19 protein-coding genes are annotated in these 19,357 nt (G+C 28.5%); 18 read left to right on the top strand and 1 reads right to left on the bottom strand.

Features of this window, described 5'->3' with window-relative positions; translation table 11 throughout:
• The first annotated feature begins 103 nt into the window (after positions 1-103).
• The 8 genes from QK892_RS02180 (at position 104) to QK892_RS02145 (ending at position 9,651) form a co-directional block, all read left to right on the top strand.
• On the top strand, positions 104-1,249 hold the full coding sequence (locus QK892_RS02180; protein WP_317271883.1) for a sensor histidine kinase: 1,146 nt from the start codon (positions 104-106) through the stop codon (positions 1,247-1,249).
• A 6-nt stretch (positions 1,250-1,255) separates the two neighbouring features.
• Positions 1,256-1,936, top strand: coding sequence for a response regulator transcription factor (locus tag QK892_RS02175; RefSeq protein WP_317271882.1), 681 nt, complete (start codon positions 1,256-1,258; stop codon positions 1,934-1,936).
• 292 nt (positions 1,937-2,228) lie between these two features.
• Positions 2,229-3,101: a hypothetical protein gene (locus QK892_RS02170; protein ID WP_317271881.1), complete on the top strand. Its 873-nt coding sequence runs from the start codon at positions 2,229-2,231 to the stop codon at positions 3,099-3,101.
• A gap of 197 nt (positions 3,102-3,298) precedes the next feature.
• Entirely contained in the window at positions 3,299-5,734 is a 2,436-nt protein-coding gene (locus QK892_RS02165) for a heavy metal translocating P-type ATPase (RefSeq protein ID WP_317271880.1), read from the top strand.
• Between the two features lie 289 nt (positions 5,735-6,023).
• A complete protein-coding gene (locus QK892_RS02160) occupies positions 6,024-7,337 on the top strand; it encodes an APC family permease (protein ID WP_317271879.1) in 1,314 nt (437 codons plus the stop codon).
• Positions 7,338-7,496: 159 nt separating this feature from the next.
• Complete coding sequence (locus QK892_RS02155) at positions 7,497-7,805, top strand: PTS sugar transporter subunit IIB (RefSeq protein WP_317271878.1); 309 nt, start codon at positions 7,497-7,499, stop codon at positions 7,803-7,805.
• A 33-nt stretch (positions 7,806-7,838) separates the two neighbouring features.
• Positions 7,839-8,930, top strand: coding sequence for a DUF871 domain-containing protein (locus QK892_RS02150; RefSeq protein ID WP_317271877.1), 1,092 nt, complete (start codon positions 7,839-7,841; stop codon positions 8,928-8,930).
• Positions 8,931-9,084: 154 nt separating this feature from the next.
• On the top strand, positions 9,085-9,651 hold the full coding sequence (locus tag QK892_RS02145; RefSeq protein ID WP_317271876.1) for a hypothetical protein: 567 nt from the start codon (positions 9,085-9,087) through the stop codon (positions 9,649-9,651).
• A 78-nt stretch (positions 9,652-9,729) separates the two neighbouring features.
• Here QK892_RS02145 and QK892_RS02140 read toward each other — a convergent pair whose 3' ends face one another.
• Entirely contained in the window at positions 9,730-10,134 is a 405-nt protein-coding gene (locus QK892_RS02140) for a hypothetical protein (RefSeq protein WP_317271875.1), read from the bottom strand.
• Between the two features lie 174 nt (positions 10,135-10,308).
• Here QK892_RS02140 and QK892_RS02135 point away from each other — a divergent pair, with 174 nt between their 5' ends.
• The 10 genes from QK892_RS02135 (at position 10,309) to QK892_RS02090 (ending at position 19,090) form a co-directional block, all read left to right on the top strand.
• A complete protein-coding gene (locus QK892_RS02135) occupies positions 10,309-10,608 on the top strand; it encodes an ATP-dependent Clp protease adaptor ClpS (RefSeq protein ID WP_317271874.1) in 300 nt (99 codons plus the stop codon).
• A 1-nt stretch (position 10,609) separates the two neighbouring features.
• A complete protein-coding gene (locus QK892_RS02130) occupies positions 10,610-12,844 on the top strand; it encodes an AAA family ATPase (RefSeq protein ID WP_317271873.1) in 2,235 nt (744 codons plus the stop codon).
• 112 nt (positions 12,845-12,956) lie between these two features.
• Positions 12,957-13,295, top strand: a complete 339-nt coding sequence (locus QK892_RS02125; protein ID WP_317271872.1) for a hypothetical protein — start codon at positions 12,957-12,959, stop codon at positions 13,293-13,295.
• A gap of 11 nt (positions 13,296-13,306) precedes the next feature.
• Positions 13,307-14,233 carry a tetratricopeptide repeat protein gene (locus QK892_RS02120; RefSeq protein WP_317271871.1) on the top strand — a complete coding sequence of 309 codons (927 nt, stop codon included), beginning with the start codon at positions 13,307-13,309 and terminating at the stop codon, positions 14,231-14,233.
• A gap of 251 nt (positions 14,234-14,484) precedes the next feature.
• Positions 14,485-15,417, top strand: a complete 933-nt coding sequence (locus QK892_RS02115) for a 4Fe-4S dicluster domain-containing protein (protein WP_317271870.1) — start codon at positions 14,485-14,487, stop codon at positions 15,415-15,417.
• A 25-nt stretch (positions 15,418-15,442) separates the two neighbouring features.
• Positions 15,443-16,333, top strand: coding sequence for an RnfABCDGE type electron transport complex subunit D (locus QK892_RS02110; protein ID WP_317271869.1), 891 nt, complete (start codon positions 15,443-15,445; stop codon positions 16,331-16,333).
• Positions 16,334-16,337: 4 nt separating this feature from the next.
• The gene (locus QK892_RS02105; RefSeq protein ID WP_317271868.1) at positions 16,338-16,952 is read left to right on the top strand and encodes an RnfABCDGE type electron transport complex subunit G; all 615 of its coding nucleotides are present in this window, start codon (positions 16,338-16,340) and stop codon (positions 16,950-16,952) included.
• A gap of 21 nt (positions 16,953-16,973) precedes the next feature.
• Positions 16,974-17,687, top strand: coding sequence for an electron transport complex subunit E (locus QK892_RS02100; protein WP_317271867.1), 714 nt, complete (start codon positions 16,974-16,976; stop codon positions 17,685-17,687).
• Between the two features lie 14 nt (positions 17,688-17,701).
• The gene (gene rsxA, locus QK892_RS02095) at positions 17,702-18,280 is read left to right on the top strand and encodes an electron transport complex subunit RsxA (RefSeq protein ID WP_317271866.1); all 579 of its coding nucleotides are present in this window, start codon (positions 17,702-17,704) and stop codon (positions 18,278-18,280) included.
• 12 nt (positions 18,281-18,292) lie between these two features.
• Positions 18,293-19,090, top strand: a complete 798-nt coding sequence (locus QK892_RS02090) for an RnfABCDGE type electron transport complex subunit B (protein ID WP_317271865.1) — start codon at positions 18,293-18,295, stop codon at positions 19,088-19,090.
• Positions 19,091-19,357 lie beyond the last annotated feature (267 nt).

The raw sequence follows: 19,357 nt of genomic DNA, 5'->3' as shown, positions 1-19,357 counted from the left end.
AGTACATTTTTTTATATATAAATATTTTACTATTTCATAAATTTATGATATTTTTATAATAATTAAAATTTTTTGAAGAAAATGTTAGGAGGCTATGTCGAAAATGAAATACTCTGATAACAATATAAAAGAGATTGTTAATAATGTTATCGAAGAAATAAGTTTAGGGAAAAGTAAAATTTTTAATATTTCAGATAAAATGAGAGATGAACTTCAAAGAAAAAAAACTGAATTGAATGAAGTTAAAATAAAGCTATATAAAGTGATAGAAGAGGTAGACTATTTAGAAAAAGTTGATAAATCTATGAGAATTAAACTAGTAGAAGAGTCTAGGAATATTTTGTATTCTGATCAAGAAGGCTTTAAAAGTATTTATGAACAAGCTTTAGAAATAAGGGTTAAGTATATTACTAAACAAAGTGAAGAAAAGGAACTGATAACAAGAAGAGATGCATTAGAAAGATCACTAAAGAGATATTATTCAAGTATTGAAGAGGCAGAAAGTGCTGTTAATCAAATAAATATTGCACTTGGATATTTAGAAGGAAATATTCTAGATGAATTAAAGGAAGAAAATAAAAATTCTAGAATGATAAATGAAATTAATATATTAGAAAAACAAGAGATAGAAAGAAGAAGGATAGCAAGAGAAATACATGATGGTCCTGCTCAATATATTGCCAATGCAATGATGAGAATAGATTTTTGTAAGGTAGTAGTGAGAAAAGATTTAGAAAAGGGAATAAAAGAACTTGATGATGTAAAAGGAAATGTAAAAATGGCCTTAAAAGAAGTTAGAGGAATAATCTATGATTTAAGACCTTTATCTATAGAGGAGAGGGGATTAACGGAGGCAATTAAAGAGATGATTGGTATTGTATCTTCAGAGAATAATATACAAATTAATTATTCAGTTGAAGAATTTCAAGGCGATATAAATAAAATAATACAAATAGCAGCATATAGAATAATACAAGAAATACTTAATAATATAAAAAAGCATTCTAAAGCAAAAATAGTAGACTTAAGAATTAATTTTACAAAAGAATATATATTTATATTTGTAAAAGATAATGGTATTGGTTTTAATCTTAAAGAAACTTTAGCAAATACTAAAACAAAAGGAAATTGTTATGGATTATTAGGTATATATGAAAGGGTAAAGTCTTTAGGAGGAAGAATAGAAATAAAATCTTCTCCTAACGAAGGAACTGCGTATAAAATAAAACTCCCAATAATAGAAAGGTGAAAAAAGATGAGTAATAGTAGAATTAATGTTATGGTAGTAGACGATCATGATTTAATAAGAGAAGGACTAAATAGAATAATTAGCTTTGAAGAGGATTTGATGATAATTGGTCAATATAATAATGGAAAAGAGTTCTTAGATGATATAGAGAATAAGAATCCAGATGTAGTATTGTTAGATATAAATATGCCCATAAAAAATGGGTTGGATACTTTAAGAACTTTAAAAAACTTTCATATGGATATTAAAATTGTAATGTTAACAGTAGAAGATGATAAAGATACTATCATGGAAGCTATAGATCTTGGTGCAGATGCATACATATTAAAGGAATCAGCAGGAGCTGAGGTTGTAACAGCAATTAGAACTGTATTTTTAGGGGATAAGTATATAGATAAATCTTTAGTAAAAGTAATATTTTCTGATTATAAGCGTGGAGGAACTTTTATAAATAAAGAAAATCATACTCTAAATTTATTAACGAATAGAGAATTAAGTATTTTATATGAAATATCTAGAGGGTTAAAAAATAAAGAAATTGCGGACAAACTATTTTTATCTGAAAAAACTATAAAAAATTATATAACAAACATTTTTAAAAAAATAAATGTAGAAGATAGAGTACAAGCCACTATATATGCAATAAGAAATAATATAGATGAGTTCTACAAAAATAAATTTAAGTAAAGATTATGTTAAATAAATAGCATAATATGTATGTAATTCGATTAAAATGTAATATGATAAAAAATGATAAAATAATTAGTAGATTTCATGAAATATAGTATTTTAATAATAAATTTATGGTTTTATGGAGATATTATCAAAATAAGTGAGATATTATTAAAATTTTAACAAAAAATGGCATATAAGATAGATAATTTATCATAACAAGATAGATTGTTAATTAACAAACATATTGAAAAATGTACAAACTAATTATACAATTATTTTGAGTTAAAAGTTAGGGGGAAATTTTATGAAATCAAAAAAAATAATTGCAATTTGTTTATTATCAACTGCTTTATTAGTTGGTTGCGGAAGCAAGAATGAAGAAGGCACAAATACTAATGGATCTAATGTAGAGCAAAGTGAAAAATTCACAGGTACAAAGACTTATGAAAAATTGTATGATGAAACTGGTAAAAAAGGTGATGTTGTACTAGCTGAAGTTGAGTTTAAGGATGGAGAAGCTGTAAAGGTTTCACTAGATGTTCGTCAAGAAAATGGAACAATGAAAAAAGAAGAAGCTAAAAAAGGTAATTATGTAATGAAAGAAGGCGAAGCTAAAAACTGGGGAGAACAAATGGAGTTATTAGAAGCTTTCTTAAATGAAAACAAAGTTGATACTTCTAAAGTAAAATTAACTAATGATGAAGGAAATACAGATGCAGTATCTGGTGTATCAATTAAGGTTGGTGCATATGTTAATACAGTTAAAGAAGTTATCGATGCAGTTAAAGAAGGTAAGGAATTAGAAAGTGGATTCACTGGAGCTAAAATAGCAGAAACTCCATATGATCCAAGTGGAAAGAAACAAGATATGGTAGTTACAAAAGTTGTATTTAACCATGGAAAACCAGTTGCAGTTAATGTTGATGTTAAACAAGAAGATGGTTCTATGAAGAAAAAAGCTTCTGAAGAAGGTAAGTATGTAATGAAGGAAGGCGAAGCTAAACATTGGCATGAACAAATGGCATTATTAGAAGCTTTCATAGTTGAAAATAACTTTGATCTTTCAAAAGTTAAATTAACTAACGATGATGGAAATACTGATGCAGTATCAGGAGTTTCAATAAAAGTTGGAACTTATGTAAAAGCTGTTCAAGATGTTTTAGATTCAGTTAAATAGACATATTATAGCCACCTATTTTAGGTGGCTTTTTTTATTTTATCTGAAAATAGAATACCTTAACTGGAATATTATTACCTTTCATTTATTATAGTAGATAATTTGTATATTAATGAGGAATATTATTGACATTGCAAATAATAATAGTATAATAACATTATACCACACCCCTGGGGGGTGGATTAGGAGGGGTTAATTTGAAAGAAGATAAAGTTAAGATATCAGGAATGACATGCACTGCATGTGCAAGCAGGATTGAGAGAGTAATAAATAAACTTGAAGGTGTAGATAAGGCAAATGTAAATTTTGCAACAGAAACTTTGAGTGTTAAATATGATAACTATAAATTGAATAGTTCTGATATTGAAAAGGCTATAGAAAAAGCAGGATATGGGGTTGAAAAAAACACTAAGAACTATAGCTTTAAGGTTGAAGGGATGACTTGTTCAGCATGTGCAAATAGGGTTGAAAGGGTTACTAAAAAAGCAGATGGAGTTGTAAGTTCATCAGTAAATTTTGCAACAGAAAAATTAAATATAACTTTTGATGAAAATAAGATATCTATTAGTGAACTAAAAAGTATAGTAGAAAAAGCAGGGTATAAATTAATAGTAGAAGAAAAGAAGGATAGTAAATCAAATAAGATTCCTGAGCATAAAAAGCTTTGGTATAGATTTATTTTATCTATAATATTCACAATTCCATTATTAATAATATCAATGGGCCATATGGTAGGGATGCATTTGCCAGACATTATAGATCCTATGATGAATCCATTAAATTTTGCATTAATTCAGCTTGTATTGACTTTACCTGTTATGATAGCAGGATATAAGTTCTATGTCATAGGTTTTAAGAATTTATTTAAATTAAGTCCTAATATGGATTCCTTAATAGCTATAGGGACGTCAGCAGCTGTGATTTATGGGCTATTTGCTATATATAAGATAAACATGGGAGACCATGATTATGCAATGCATTTGTATTTTGAATCAGCAGCAGTAATACTTGCATTAATAACCTTAGGAAAATATTTAGAAGCAGTTTCAAAGGGTAAAACTTCAGAAGCCATTAAGAAACTTATGGGGCTAGCGCCTAAGACTGCTAATATTATTAGGGATGATGAAGAACTTACTATTCCTATTGAAGAAGTAAAAGTACTTGATATTGTAATTGTAAAGCCTGGAGAAAAATTACCTGTTGATGGAGAAGTTATAGAAGGAAATACATCAATAGATGAGTCTATGCTTACAGGAGAAAGTATTCCAGTAGAAAAGAGTGTAGGAAGTAAGGTAATTGGAGCAAGTATAAATAAAACAGGATTTATAAAATATAAAGCCACTAAAGTAGGCGATGATACAGCACTTGCACAAATTATTAAATTAGTAGAAGATGCTCAAGGCACAAAAGCACCAATTGCTAAACTTGCAGATGTAATAGCAGCTTATTTTGTACCAACAGTAATAGGATTAGCGATTATAGCAGCATTAGCTTGGTATTTATCAGGTGAATCAGCAGTCTTCTCTCTAACTATATTTATAGCAGTTTTAGTCATAGCATGTCCATGCGCTTTAGGGTTAGCAACTCCTACAGCAATTATGGTAGGGACAGGTAAAGGTGCAGAAAATGGTGTTCTTATAAAAGGTGGAGAAGCTTTAGAAACAGCCTACAAAGTTGAAACTATAGTCTTTGATAAAACAGGAACTATAACCGAGGGGAAACCTAAAGTAACTAATATAATTACTAAAGATATAAGCGAAACAGATATTCTTATATTAGCAGCAAGTGCTGAAAAGGGTTCTGAGCATCCATTAGGAGAAGCTATAGTGAAGGCTGCTGAAGAGAAAAATCTTAAGTTAAAGCAAATAGAAGATTTTAAAGCTATCCCTGGTCATGGTATAGAAGTAAAAATAGAGGGCAATATTATTGCTTTAGGAAATAAAAAATTAATGATAGAAAGAGCAATAGAATTAGGAGACCTACAAGAAGAATCTAATAAGTTAGCAGAAGAAGGAAAAACTCCTATGTTCTTAGCTATAGATAATCAGATTAAAGGTATTGTAGCTGTTGCTGATACAGTTAAAGAAAATAGTAAAAAAGCTATAGAGGCTCTTCACAATATGGGAATAAAAGTAGCTATGATAACTGGTGACAATGAAAAAACAGCAAGAGCAATTGCAAGAGAAGTAGGTATAGATATTGTATTAGCAGAAGTTTTACCTGAAGATAAGGCAAATGAAGTTAAGAAGTTACAAGGTGAAAATAAGAGAGTTGCTATGGTTGGTGATGGAATTAATGATGCTCCGGCATTAGTTCAAGCTGATGTAGGAATAGCCATAGGTTCTGGAACAGATGTAGCAATAGAATCTGCAGATATAGTATTAATGAAGAGTGATTTAGTAGATGTTATAAAAGCAATACAATTAAGTAAATCAACTATTAAAAATATAAAACAAAATCTATTTTGGGCATTTGCTTATAATGTTTTAGGAATACCGGTTGCAATGGGTGTACTTCATATTTTTGGTGGGCCGCTACTAAATCCTATGATAGCAGCAGGTGCAATGAGCTTAAGTTCTGTTTCTGTATTATTAAATGCTCTAAGACTTAGAAATTTTAAAGCAAACATTTAATTATCAAATAAATATAGACAAATCTATAAATTCTGATAAACTTAGATTTTGTAATCAATATAGTTTATATAGGTTTCAATAATTAAAAGTATTATTAATTAAGTAATCAATAGATTTATTTTAAAGTAAATATTACTAAAGTATATTAATTATATTTGTAATGTGACAGTTTTGCATAAAATCTATGCAAAACTGTCACAATAAATTTATGGAGAAATATCTATGGAATTTCTAAGCTTATTAATAAATACAAGTTTTAAAATTTTTAGAGCATATTTAGGAGATAAAGATGAAAGAAAAACAAATGAAAAAAGAAATTAGCTTATTTATGGCAACAATGCTTGTATGTGGAAATATGATAGGCTCAGGTGTATTTATGTTACCAGCTACATTAGCAGAAGTTTCTGGGCCTTTTTCCACTATGATTGCTTGGGGAGTAACAACTTTAGGATCCATATTAATAGCAATATCATTTGCAAATTTAGGAACTAAATATCCTTCAACAGGAGGAGCTTATCAATATGTTAAGGAGGCATTTGGAGAATTCGCTGGATTCTTAAGTGCTTGGCTATATTGGAATGGATCATGGATAGGAAATGCAGCAATAATTGTAGCTTTAGCTAGTTATAGTTCTGCAATAATACCTGCTTTAAACAATCCAACAATATCAATAATTTATACAAGTTCAATTTTGTGGATTTTCACTTTTATTAATATCGTAGGTGTAAAGAAGGCTGGGAAAATTCAATCCTTTGTAACTGTATTTAAAATAGTCTTTTTTGCTCTATTTATAATAGTAGCATTTCTTAATTTTGATAGTTCAAACTTTTTACCTTTGATGCCAGAAGGAAAAGGAATTGAAACTATCCCACTTGCGGCTACATCCACACTATGGGCTTTTGTAGGTTTAGAAAGTGCAACAGTAACAGCAGGCGAAATAAGAAATCCAGAAAAGAATATTAGGAAAAGTACAATTTATGGGCTATTAATTTCAGCAATAATTTATATATTAATTAGTGTAACTAGCATGGGTGTTATGTCTAATAATGAATTAGCAGTAAGTTCAGCACCATTAACTGACATATTAACAAAAGTGCTTGGAAATGGAATAGGAAAGCCATTAGCTATTTCAGTTGTAATCTGTATATTAGGTACAACTATAGGTTGGCTTTTATCTACAGCTAGAGTATCTTATGCGGCAGGAGAAGATGGAGTTTTCCCGAAGGCATTCGGAAGACTGCATCCAAAGTATAAAACTCCATCAAATTCATTAATTATTGGTTCTGTGTTAGTAAATATATTATTAATTATGAATTTCCAAAAAAGTATGGTATCAACATTTACTTTCATAACAATTTTAGCAACATTAACTTTCTTACCAGTTTATTTATTAACAGCTGCAGCTGAGATTATGCTTATTTTTAAAGATGAGAAAGAGATTAATTTAAAACTATTTATTAAGAAAAGTATAATACCACTTTTAGCATTTATATATGCATTGTGGACAATATATGGTTCTGGTGCAGAAATAGTTATGTGGGGATTTATATTAATGTTAGTAGGTGTTCCATTTTATATTTATAATCATCATAAAAACAAATAAATTATTAGAAAGCTATATTTTATGCTACATAAAATATAGCTTCTTATTCATATTTATATTAGTGCAAAATATATACATATATGCTAAATTGAATTAATAAATAAATCTATGTTAAAATTAAATATAGAATAATTAATTCAAGAGATAGGAGGGAATAAAATGAGTAGAATATTATTAGTTTGTTTAGCTGGAATGTCTACATCATTATTGGTTACAAAGATGCAATCGGTTGCAGATGAACACGGAATAGAATGCTCTATAAAAACTGTAGGTGAAGCTGAATTAAAGAAATATGAGAATGAAATAGATATATTATTGTTAGCCCCACAAGTCAGGTATTTACTAAATAAGATGAAAACCAGATTTGAGACTAGAGGAATACCTGTTGAGGTAATAAATACTTTAGATTATGGTACAATGAATGGAGAGAAAGTTTTAAAACAGGCACTTTCAATGATAAATAAGTAATATAATAGAATAAAAAATGAGGGGGAATGTAAAATGCGTAGATTAGGTATTTCGATTTATCCTAATAATTCAACTGTTGAGGAAACAAAAGATTATATAAGGTTAGCAGCTAAATATGGATTTGAAAGAATATTTACATGTTTAATATCAGCGAGTAGTAAGAATATAGATGAAGTAGTAAATGAATTTAAAGACATATTAAAAGTTGCTAATGAAAATAGTATGGAGGTCATTGCAGATATAGACCCAACGGTATTCAATAAACTAAATGCGTCAATTTCAAATCTAAAAGTTTTTAAGGATATGGGACTTTCAGGCATAAGGTTAGATATGGGGTTCAGTGGCTATGAAGAGTCAGTAATGTCTTATAATGAGTATGGACTAAAAATTGAACTTAATATTAGTAATGGTACAAAGTATGTTGATAACATAATTTCATATAAATCAAACATAAATAATATATATGGATGTCATAATTTCTATCCTCATATTTATACAGGATTATCTTATGATAATTTTATAGCTTCAAGTAAACAATTTAAAGAATTAGGTATAAGAACGGCTGCTTTTGTAAATTCTCCATCTGCAAAGTTTGGACCTTGGCCAGTATCAGAAGGATTATGTACATTAGAAATGCACAGAGACTTACCTATAGAAGTTCAAGCGAAGCATTTATTTGCAACTGGATTAATAGATGATGTGATTATAGCAAATGCATTTGCATCTGAAGAAGAACTTAAGTCATTAAGTAAAATTAATAAGGAAATGTTAGAGTTTGAAGTTGAATTAATTAATGAAATAAGAGATTTAGACAAAAAAATAGTTTTAGAAGAATTTCATTTTAATAGAGGGGATTCTTCAGAATATATGGCAAGAAGCACTCAAAGTAGGGTGAAGTATAAAGGTGAAAGTTTTCCACCATACAATGTAGTAGATATAAAAAGAGGAAATATATTAATTGATACAGATTTATACACTAGATATGCAGGAGAATTACAATTAGCTTTAAAGGATATGAAAAATACTGGGAAAACTAATGTAGTAGGTAAGGTTATAGATGAGGAAGTATTTTTACTTGATTACATTAAGCCATGGAGTAAATTTTCATTTAAAATTAAAGGGTAATACTTTATTTTTCATTTGATTAATATATAAAATTTGTGCGACTAATAAGTTTATTATTAGCACTCTTTTAATTAATAGAAAAAAAGTAAAATCATAAATAATTTATTTAAATATGGGAAAATTATTAATGATTAAATTTTAGGAGGTTTTTAATATGAAATTTAAGGCATTAATAATACCTTTAGCTGTGATAACTTTATTATCTGTTGGTTGTGGGAGAACTAATAATACAAATGAAAGTAATCCTGATAGTAATAAAACTGAAACTGATAAGAATGGTGGAAATGTTGATACAGTAACAGCACCATCTAGGGTAACAGATGAAGCAAAACTATTAAAAGCAGTTAATGAAAGTTGGATAGTTATCTTAGAAAATGATGTAGCAACTTCTAAAGATATAGTTTTAGAGTCAGGTTTTCAAAAGACAGATAAAGATAATAAGAAGGTTGACACTTCAAGAGTAGTTGCTCTATATAAGTCTAATGATAGTAATGAAAAAATTGCAGATTACACTTTAACAGTTCCTAAATTAACTATTAAAGATGAAAATGCTAAAGTAGAAGGTGGAACTATTAAAGGTGATGTTTATATTGAGGCAAAAAATGTAAAATTAGAAGGTACGACTATTGATGGCAATGTATATTTCAATAATGAAGAAGAACAAAGCACATTCCATATGGACGAAGCTTCAAAAGTGACAGGTGTTATGGAAATTAAATAAATTTAAAAGAGTAAATGAAGTTTCATTTACTCTTTTTATATGAAAATTAGTAAGACTGTAATAGAAATTACAGTCTTACTAAATTTTCCAATGCTCTTTAAATTTTAAGACTTCTTTTAAACTTTTAGCTGACATTTGCTGAGTTAAAACTAATTCATCTTCAATTTCAGTAATTCTCTTACCTAAAACTTGATCTAAAATATTCAAGTCTTCCTCTATTTTATCTATATTTGAAAATTTGTTTGAAACAATATTTAAAGCACGAGTTACATCCTTTTTAAATTTTTCTTGCTCAGATTTCATTATATTAACTTCAGCCTGGAGTAGAGCCAAGTTGTTATTAGTACTTAAAATTATGTTTTTCATTTGATTTAGAATTTTAGGTAGTTGTTTCAATACCTCATTGGTTTCATATAATGTAAGATAAGTATTATCATTAGGTTGAACTTTTTCATTGTTATTATTTATATTTTGCTCTTCCACGACTTATCACCTCATTATAGTATATGTTCTTTAACTTATAAGTTACATAAAATATTATAATAGAAGTTTGTAATGAATAGTATTTTGCAACTAAATACAATATAATATATAATGAATATCAAATAAGAATATTTTTCTTCATTATGTAGCAAAAGGAAAAATGGAGGAGTTATTTTGGAAACTAATTCAAAAGTAATTGAAAGATCAAATATTAAAGTTAAAGTACCAAAGAAATATAGGGTTATTATGTATAATGACGATTTTACAACTATGGAGTTTGTAGTTGCCATTTTAAATATCATCTTTAATAAGGATTTTGAACAGGCTAATAAAATTATGATGGAAGTCCATAAAACTGGTAGAGGTATTGCAGGGGTATATCCTTACGACATAGCGATGACAAAGGCAAATAAGGCAATGGCTATGGCAAAAGATGAAGGATTTCCATTTAAACTTACAGTAGAGGAGGATTAAAATGGATATAAGTAAAGTAGTAAGAGATGTTTTGCTAAGAGCTTATAGCACGGCAAAAGATTATAAAAATGAATATGTTACACCAGAGCATTTGCTTTTAGGTGCATTAGAAGATGATGTATTCAAAGATGTAATAATTAAATTAAACGGAAATATTGATGAGTTAAAAGAAGACTTGATAAGTTATATTAATGATAATTTAGACAAAATAGAGGATGGTGAACCAGAAGAGAGTTTTGGTATTAAAAATGTATTAATTGTTGCCACTCAACAAGCTGCATTTAGCGAAAGAAACTATGTTGCATTAGAGCATATTATATCAGCAATTTATGCTTTGAAAGACAGTTATGCAGTATATTATTTAGAAAAGCAAGGAATAAGTAAACAGGCCCTATTATTTGAACTTTCACACAATAAGTCAGAAGAAGATAATTTAGCAAAAGATGCGATAAAAATTATTAAAGTTAATAAAAATGAAGAAAAAAAAGAAGCAAGTATAGTAAGTAATTTTTGTACTAATTTAACTGAATTAATTGAAGAAGAAGATAATTATCCTTTAATAGGAAGAGAAGATATAATAAACAGAACTATACAAATTTTATGTAGAAAAACTAAAAATAATCCAATTCATATAGGTGAACCAGGAGTTGGGAAAACTGCAATCACAATGGGGCTTGCTAGATTAATTAAAAAGGGGAAAGTTCCACAAAAATTAAAGAATGCACAAATATTTTTACTAGATGTAGGAACATTGCTAGCTGGAACAAAATATAGGGGAGATTTTGAAGAAAGGATTAAGCAGATATTAGATGAAATAAAAACTTATGATAATCCTGTAGTTTATATTGATGAAATTCATAATATAGTTGGGGCAGGGGCTTTAAATGGAAGTTCATTAGATGGGGGAAGCTTAATAAAAGGATATTTACTAGAAGGTAAAATAAGATTTATAGGGGCAACTACCTATGATGATTATAAAAAGTATTTTGAGAAAGATAAGGCCTTGGTAAGAAGATTTCAAGTAATAGAAGTTAAAGAAACTTCAATTGATGAAACTATAAATATTTTAAAGGGCATTAAGGAGAGTTTCGAAGAGTATCATAAGATTACTTATACTAACGAAGCTTTAGTATCTGCAGTTAACTTAAGCTCTAAATATATAAATGATAGATTTTTACCAGATAAAGCTATTGATATTATAGATGAAGCTGGTGCATTTGTAGATATAAATAGAGAAAAATATCCAGATGCCATTGTGGATGAATTAGTAATTGAGGAAATTATATCTAATATATGTCATATTCCTAAACAAACAATAGAAAAAACAGAGATAAATTCATTGAAGGTATTAGAAGATGAACTTAAAAACAGAATATTTGGTCAAAATCAAGCGATACAAGAAGTCGCAAGATGCATTAAGTTATCACGAGCAGGATTAAATGACGAGAATAAACCTGTGGCATCTATGCTGTTTGTAGGACCTACTGGTGTTGGTAAAACTGAAATAGCAAAAGTTTTAGCAAAAACTTTAGGAGTAGAATTAGTAAGGTTTGATATGAGCGAATATGGAGAAAGACATGCAGCATCTAAACTTATAGGTTCTCCGCCAGGATATGTTGGATATGAAGAAGGTGGATTATTAACAGATACAATTAGAAAGAAACCTAATTCTGTACTATTATTAGATGAAATAGAAAAGGCTCATCCTGATATATTGAGTGTGCTATTACAGGTGATGGATTATGCAACATTAACTGATAATAAAGGTAGAAAAGCTGATTTTAGAAATGTAATCTTAATTATGACATCTAATGCTGGGGCAAGAGATATTGGTAAAAACTTAGTCGGTTTCGCAAGAGGGTCTATAAATATAGAAGCTATAGGGGATGAAGTTAAAAGAACTTTTACTCCTGAGTTCAGAAATAGATTAGATAAAATAATTGTATTTAATCAAATAAATAAGGAAATGAGTATAGATATAACTAATAAAGAATTAAATAAATTTAAAGACAAATTAAAAGAAAAAGAAATAGAGCTAAGTTTTAGTGATAAAGTGATTGAGTTTATTAGTGAAAAAGGGTTATCTAAAGAATTTGGCGCAAGAGAAATACTAAGGGTTATTAATTCAGAAATAAAACCATTATTAGTGGATGAACTGCTATTTGGAGATCTTTCTAATGGTGGGGAATGTAGAATAGATTTAGAGAATAATAAGTTTAAGATTAGTAAGATATAAATTTAAGGCCTATTTGCTAAAAATAGGCCTTATTTTAGGTATATAGTTTAAAAAATATATAATATACTATAAAATATATATGATATATATAAATCAAAATGGAGGGGTAATCTTGACAATAAATATATTATTATTAATATGGGGCTTAACAGAACTTATAATAGGTGGAATCGTGGTAGCAAAGAAGGATTTATTAATATTGAAATCAATAGTAGAGAGCTTTTCTTTTATAAATAGAGAATTTAAACTTGAAAAAATTACTGATATTAAAGGCTTTTCAAGATGGATTGGTGAAATAGTTCTTGTTGAAGGGGCAATATATATATTTCTCGCTTCAGCAGCGATATACTTTAATATGAATTTTTTGATAGTTATTATTTTTATTTGTATTATTGAAGTAACATTTTTTAATATAATTATAAAAGGAATACAAATTATATCAAAAGAATAAAGAGGTGAAAAATGTCAGATAAAAGATATCTATTTGAGAATAACTTAAATATAGCAAGAAACTTTGTTACTGAAAAGGAATATGTAAAAGCATTGAAGTTTTATAAAAAATCATATAGGCATAATGAAGGGAAAAAAGATATAGAGCTTGTACTTGATATAGCATTACTATATGATAAGCTTGGATACAAAAATGAAGCAGAAGAAAAATATAGAGAAGCTATAGAATTAGATAAGAATGATGCAAGAGCATATTATGGTATTGGAGTTTTATATGATGAAGATGGATTTCTGGAAGAGGCAATAGAAAATTATAAAGTTGCAATAGAATTAGATAATAAATATGATAGAGCTTACTTCTTTTTGGCTAATGCATATGATGAACTGAAAGATGTGGATAATGCAATTAAATATTATAATGAAGTCCTTAATTTAATATCTAATGATTTATGGGCTAATGCTAACTTAGGTTGTATTTATGAAGAGCTAGGTAACTATGAAAAGGCTTTGGTATATATGGAAAAAGCTTTAGAAATAGATTCAACTAATTTTAGAGTTTTATTTAATATGGGAGTATTACTTAGAAATTTAAATAGAGAAGATGAGTCAAAAGAGTTTTATCGTAAGTCAATAAGTGAGAATCCTGAATATCCATACAGTTATTTAAATTTAGCAGTAATATACAGAGAAAATAAAGATTTTAAAACTGCTATAGACATAATTAGTAGTGGAATAGATAATAATCCAGATTCGAGTTTTTTATATTATAATAGATGTTGTTTTTATACAAATATTAATGAGCTTGAGCTAGCTTTTAAAGATTTATTAAGAAGTATAGATAAAAATGATTTGTTTTTTGAATATATGAAGAAAGATGATGAATTGCAGAAATTAAGAGAATTACAAGAATATAAAGATTATATAAATAGTAAGCTTTGATAATAGCTTACTATTTTTTTATAACCGTAAAAAATATAAGATTATTAGCAGAAAAATGGAGAATTTTTTAGAAAAAGTGACAATTTATAGGAGTTTTTTAAAGCAAACTTAAAATTTTGAATAAAAAAATTATTAAAAGCAATACAAAAGTTGTGAAAAGGCGTTATTTGTGATAATATGAAAATGTTCGTCAATTTATGCGCTAAATTAGTGTGTTTAATGGTAAAGATTATATATAGGAGGTTTTTATAGTGTTAATTAATCTTTTTAATAGTGTAGATGTTTCAAATAAATTATTTACATTAACTGACTCTAAATTATCACAAACTTTAGTAGAGAAAAACAACTTAGAAGAATCAACTGCTAGAGAAATTGATGAAAGTTTAAGCTTATATTATGAAAAAAACAAAGGTAAACAAGTAATAATTAAAGCATTTAGCTTTCAACCAAATTTAAATGGATATGAAATTATAGTAAATGAAAAAAAAGAAGAGTTAAAGAAGGGATTGGAGAAAATCAATTCTTTAAACGAAATAAAATTTGTAGTTAATAAAAAAGATAAAAGATTATTTGAAAAATTAAAAGTACATGGAGACGTTATTAAAGTTCCTGCTATGACAGATTTATATGATAACAAACTTATAAGTAAAGTTTATGGTGAAACTAATAACGTTATAATATACGACATTTTAGATGTTATTAAACTTGGACAGGCATTGTTAGGAAAAGAAATTGAAAGTTATGTTACAGTTTATGGTAGTGCGGTTGAAGGCAATAAAGTGATTGTTATTAATAGTGATACAACCTACAATGACGTTTTTAAAGCATTAAACGGAAAAGAAGATATTCTTACAAAAGTTATAGATGGAGGAAGTTTAAATGGTACTCCAGTATATGACATAAATTCAAAAATAAATAAGGATTCAAAGGGATTGTTATTTTTAAGTAATGCAGACTTACCATCAAGTGAAAAATATAGTTGCATTAATTGTGCTAAATGCTTAAGAGTATGTCCAGAAGGTTTAAGTCCTGTTAAACTTATGGAATTATCAAAAAGAAATGAAAAAGAAGAGTTTATTAAATTTGGAGGAGACAAATGTATAGATTGCGGATTATGTAGCTTTGTATGTCCTTCAAATATTGAAGTTGCACAAATAATAAAGACTTCAAAAGTATTTAACTAAAAAAATCTGAATAGGAGTGAAAAGTGTGGAAAATAGAAATCTTAAAGTATCACCAGCACCTTATGTTAAAAAAGGGCTTGAGATTAATAAGATAATGATTGATTTTATTATAGCATTAATTCCAGCTATAATTGCAGGTATTTACTTTTATAAGATAGATGCTGTTAAAATAATTGTTGCTACAGTTTTAACTAGCATTATTGTAGAAGGTATTTGGAATAAATATGTTAAGAAAACTTCATTTTTAACAGATTTAAGTCCAATAGTTTTAGGTATAATATTGGCATTAATTATGCCAACGTATGTTCCATTATGGATACCAATTATAGGATCAGTTTTTGCAACTATCGTTGTAAAACAATTCTTTGGTGGATATGGACAAAATTTCATGAATCCAGCAGCAGCAACTAAGGCTTTCTTGATAGCTTCATGGGCAGGTGTTATGGCGAAACCTGCAACAGATGCAACTTCTTCAGCATCAGGAACAACAGAAGTAGCTTTATCTTTAGTAGATAAAATTATAGGGCAAGCTTCTGGAAGTATTGGAGAAGTATCTATTTTAGCCTTATGTTTAGGGGGACTGTACTTAGCACTTAGAGGAAGGATTAGTTTAAGAGGTCCAATTACATTTATTTTATCAGCAATGATTATGTACAATATTTTTGATAGAGATTTATTATTACCAGGTACATTTTTTATGGCAGCAATTTTTATGACTACAGATTATGGAACAACTCCAATGACAAGAGTAGGACAATACATATTTGGAATAATTGCAGGCATCTGTGCTGCATTTATTGCAGTAAAGGGATTTAATCCTGAAGGCCCATATTATGCTATCATAATTATGAATTTATGTACTCCTCTAATAGAATATTTAACTACTAAAAAAATTAAGGTTAAGAAGGAGGCTTAAGAATATGAAAAGAAATTTTAAGCTAGGAGGAATCCTTCTAATAATAACTATGATTTCAGGTTTATTACTTGGATTTGCTAATGACTTAACTAAAGAAGCAATTATTGAAAATTCTAAAATAAGTAAAGAGGATTTGAATTATATAATGCCAGCAGCAGAAAAAATTCAAGATACAACTATTGAATTAGATTCTGAAAGTGGTATTAAAGAAATATATGAAGCTGTAACTGGCAATGATGTAATAGGTTATGTTTTTAAAGTAACTAGCAAGGGTTTCCATGGAGCAATTGATTTTGTTGTGGGTATTTCTAAAGATGATAAAGTTACTGGTATTAAAGTATTAGCACATAATGAGACACCAGGTCTTGGGGCAAAAATAACCGAGGATAAATTTACGGAAAGATTTAAAGATAAACCTGCAACTGATTATTTAGAAGTGGTAAAAGTAACTCCTAATAAGGATACTGAAGTGGAAGCTATATCAGGAGCTACATCTTCAAGTAAAGCATCTGTACATGCGGTTAATGAAGCTATTACTTTCTATTTAGAAAATATAAGGGGTGAAGTAGTAGAGCCTCAAGAAAATACCGATGCAGATACAGGAGCTAGTGCAAATTAATATTTAATTGGGAGGAAAGCAATGAATAAGTTAATTGAAAGATTAAAAAATGGGATAGTTACTGAAAATCCAATTTTTGTGCAAGTTTTAGCTATGTGTCCAACTTTGGCTGTTACAACAAGTGCGGAAAATGCTTTAGGTATGGGACTAGCTTCGACTATAGTATTAATATTTTCTAATATGATAATTTCAGCGATAAGAAAATTAGTTCCTGATGAGATAAGAATACCAGCGTATATAGTAGTTATAGCATCCTTCGTTACAATAATTGATATGTTAATGCAAGGATATCTTCCAAGTCTTTATTCTTCACTTGGATTATTTATACCACTAATAGTTGTTAACTGTATAATATTAGGAAGAGCTGAAGCATATGCTTCAAAAAATCCAATATTACCATCTATCTTTGATGCTATTGGAATGGGACTTGGATTTACAATTGCATTATTTTTAATTGGTACTTTCAGAGAAATTTTAGGTGCTGGACAATTTTTAGGAATTCAAGTTATTCCTGAAACTGTTAAACCAGCTTCTATTATGATATTAGCACCGGGAGCTTTCTTTACTTTAGGTGGACTTATGGTAGTTTTAAATGCTTATAATATGAAAAAAGCAGCTAAAACAGGTGAAGAAGTTAAGCCATTAGAGCATAATTGTGGAAGCTGTTCTGGATGTGGAACTGGATCTTGTGGTACTTCTTCAGGAATTGAAATTAAAGAGACTAATAAAAACTAAGAGGGGTGGAACTTATGGAATTATTTATGATTTTTATAGCAGCAATGCTTGTAAATAACTTTGTACTTTCAAAATTCCTAGGGATTTGTTCATTCCTTGGAGTTTCTAAGAAAAAAGATGCAGCTATAGGTATGGGCTTAGCTGTTACATTTGTTATGACATTAGCATCTATAATGTCATGGCTTGTTTATAATCAAATATTAGTTAGATTTGAACTTGAATATCTAAAAACCATAGCTAATGTATTAGTTATCGCAGCGTTAGTTCAATTTGTAGAAATGGCTATGAAGAAATTTTCTCCAGCACTTCATAAGGCTTTAGGTATATATTTACCACTTATTACTACAAACTGTGCTGTATTAGGAATGGCAACATTAAATATACAAGAAAGCTATAATTTTATAGAAGCTATAGTAAATGGATTAGGTGCTGCATCAGGATATATGTTATCTATAGTACTATTATCATTTATTAGAGAAAGAATAGACAATAATGAAAATATACCAGTTGTTCTAAGAGGATTACCAATTACATTATTTACAGCAGCATTAATGTCAATTGCCTTTTTAGGATTCCAAGGATTAATTCACTAGGGGAGGTTTAGTATGAATATTTTATATGCAACTTTAAGCTTAGGGATTTTAGGTTTAGTTTTTGGAGTGCTTTTAGGATTTGCCTCAAAGACTTTCGCTGTAAAAGTAGATCCTAAAATACCAAGATTAAGAGAATGCCTTCCAGGAGCAAACTGTGGAGGGTGTGGCTTTGCAGGATGTGATGCTTATGCTGAAGCTGTGGTAATGGAAGGCGCAAAGCCTAACTTATGCTCAGTAGGGGGAGCTAAAACTGCCGAAGATATAGGAGAAGTTTTAGGAATAAAAGTAGATGCTACTGAAAAGATGACTGCTTTTGTTAAATGTAATGGGAATTGCGATTCAGCTAAAATTAAATACGATTTAGAAGGTGTTACTGATTGTCTTACAGCTTCACTAATGGTAGATGGTGGTTCAAAAGCATGTTCATATGGATGCTTAGGACTTGGAAGTTGTGTTAGTGTTTGTGAATTTGGCGCATTAGAAATAGTTAATGGTATAGCTAAAGTTAATGTAGAAAAATGTACAAACTGTGGAGCTTGTATAAATATTTGTCCAAAAGGACTTATTGAATCAGTACCAGTTTCTAAGAAAGTAAGAGTTGAGTGTAATAACATAGAAATTGGTAGACATGTTAAAGAAAACTGTTCTGTAGCTTGCATAGGTTGTAAATTATGTGAAAGAAACTGTCCAAAGGATGCGGTGCACGTAGTTAATAATTTGGCTAAAGTAGATTATGATAAGTGTGTAAATTGTCAAATATGTACTAAGAAGTGTCCAACAGGAGCAATTAAAAATATATATTTAGCATAAGAAAAGGAGCTGCTTAAGCGGCTCCTTTAAAAATTTAGAATTAAAAGTGTAGAATTATTTATGTAATTTCAAAGAAATTACATAAATATATTTATTTTTAGAAACTCCGAATAGTATAATCCCCTTATGGTAGACAAATATAAAAAGACCTTTATAATTAGGTTAAATATTTGTTTATTATAAGGGGGATTTTTTTATGAGTAGAATTCAAAGGAAATATAGCAAGGAAACCAAATTAAAAGCAGTTGATATGTACTTAAATCAGCA

Origin of the sequence: Clostridium lamae, from assembly GCF_033043255.1 — a bacterium.
Classification (GTDB): Bacteria; Bacillota; Clostridia; order Clostridiales; family Clostridiaceae; genus Clostridium; species Clostridium lamae.
Note: the sequence above shows the minus strand (reverse complement) of the source record. Positions and strands in the feature narration are given on the sequence as shown.

Coding starts and splice junctions, on each gene's coding strand:
- QK892_RS02180 (WP_317271883.1), top strand. CDS start 104: ATGAAATACTCTGATAACAATATAAAAGAGATTGTTAATAATGTTATC.
- QK892_RS02175 (WP_317271882.1), top strand. CDS start 1,256: ATGAGTAATAGTAGAATTAATGTTATGGTAGTAGACGATCATGATTTA.
- QK892_RS02170 (WP_317271881.1), top strand. CDS start 2,229: ATGAAATCAAAAAAAATAATTGCAATTTGTTTATTATCAACTGCTTTA.
- QK892_RS02160 (WP_317271879.1), top strand. CDS start 6,024: ATGAAAGAAAAACAAATGAAAAAAGAAATTAGCTTATTTATGGCAACA.
- QK892_RS02155 (WP_317271878.1), top strand. CDS start 7,497: ATGAGTAGAATATTATTAGTTTGTTTAGCTGGAATGTCTACATCATTA.
- QK892_RS02150 (WP_317271877.1), top strand. CDS start 7,839: ATGCGTAGATTAGGTATTTCGATTTATCCTAATAATTCAACTGTTGAG.
- QK892_RS02145 (WP_317271876.1), top strand. CDS start 9,085: ATGAAATTTAAGGCATTAATAATACCTTTAGCTGTGATAACTTTATTA.
- QK892_RS02130 (WP_317271873.1), top strand. CDS start 10,610: ATGGATATAAGTAAAGTAGTAAGAGATGTTTTGCTAAGAGCTTATAGC.
- QK892_RS02120 (WP_317271871.1), top strand. CDS start 13,307: ATGTCAGATAAAAGATATCTATTTGAGAATAACTTAAATATAGCAAGA.
- QK892_RS02105 (WP_317271868.1), top strand. CDS start 16,338: ATGAAAAGAAATTTTAAGCTAGGAGGAATCCTTCTAATAATAACTATG.
- QK892_RS02100 (WP_317271867.1), top strand. CDS start 16,974: ATGAATAAGTTAATTGAAAGATTAAAAAATGGGATAGTTACTGAAAAT.
- rsxA (WP_317271866.1), top strand. CDS start 17,702: ATGGAATTATTTATGATTTTTATAGCAGCAATGCTTGTAAATAACTTT.
- QK892_RS02090 (WP_317271865.1), top strand. CDS start 18,293: ATGAATATTTTATATGCAACTTTAAGCTTAGGGATTTTAGGTTTAGTT.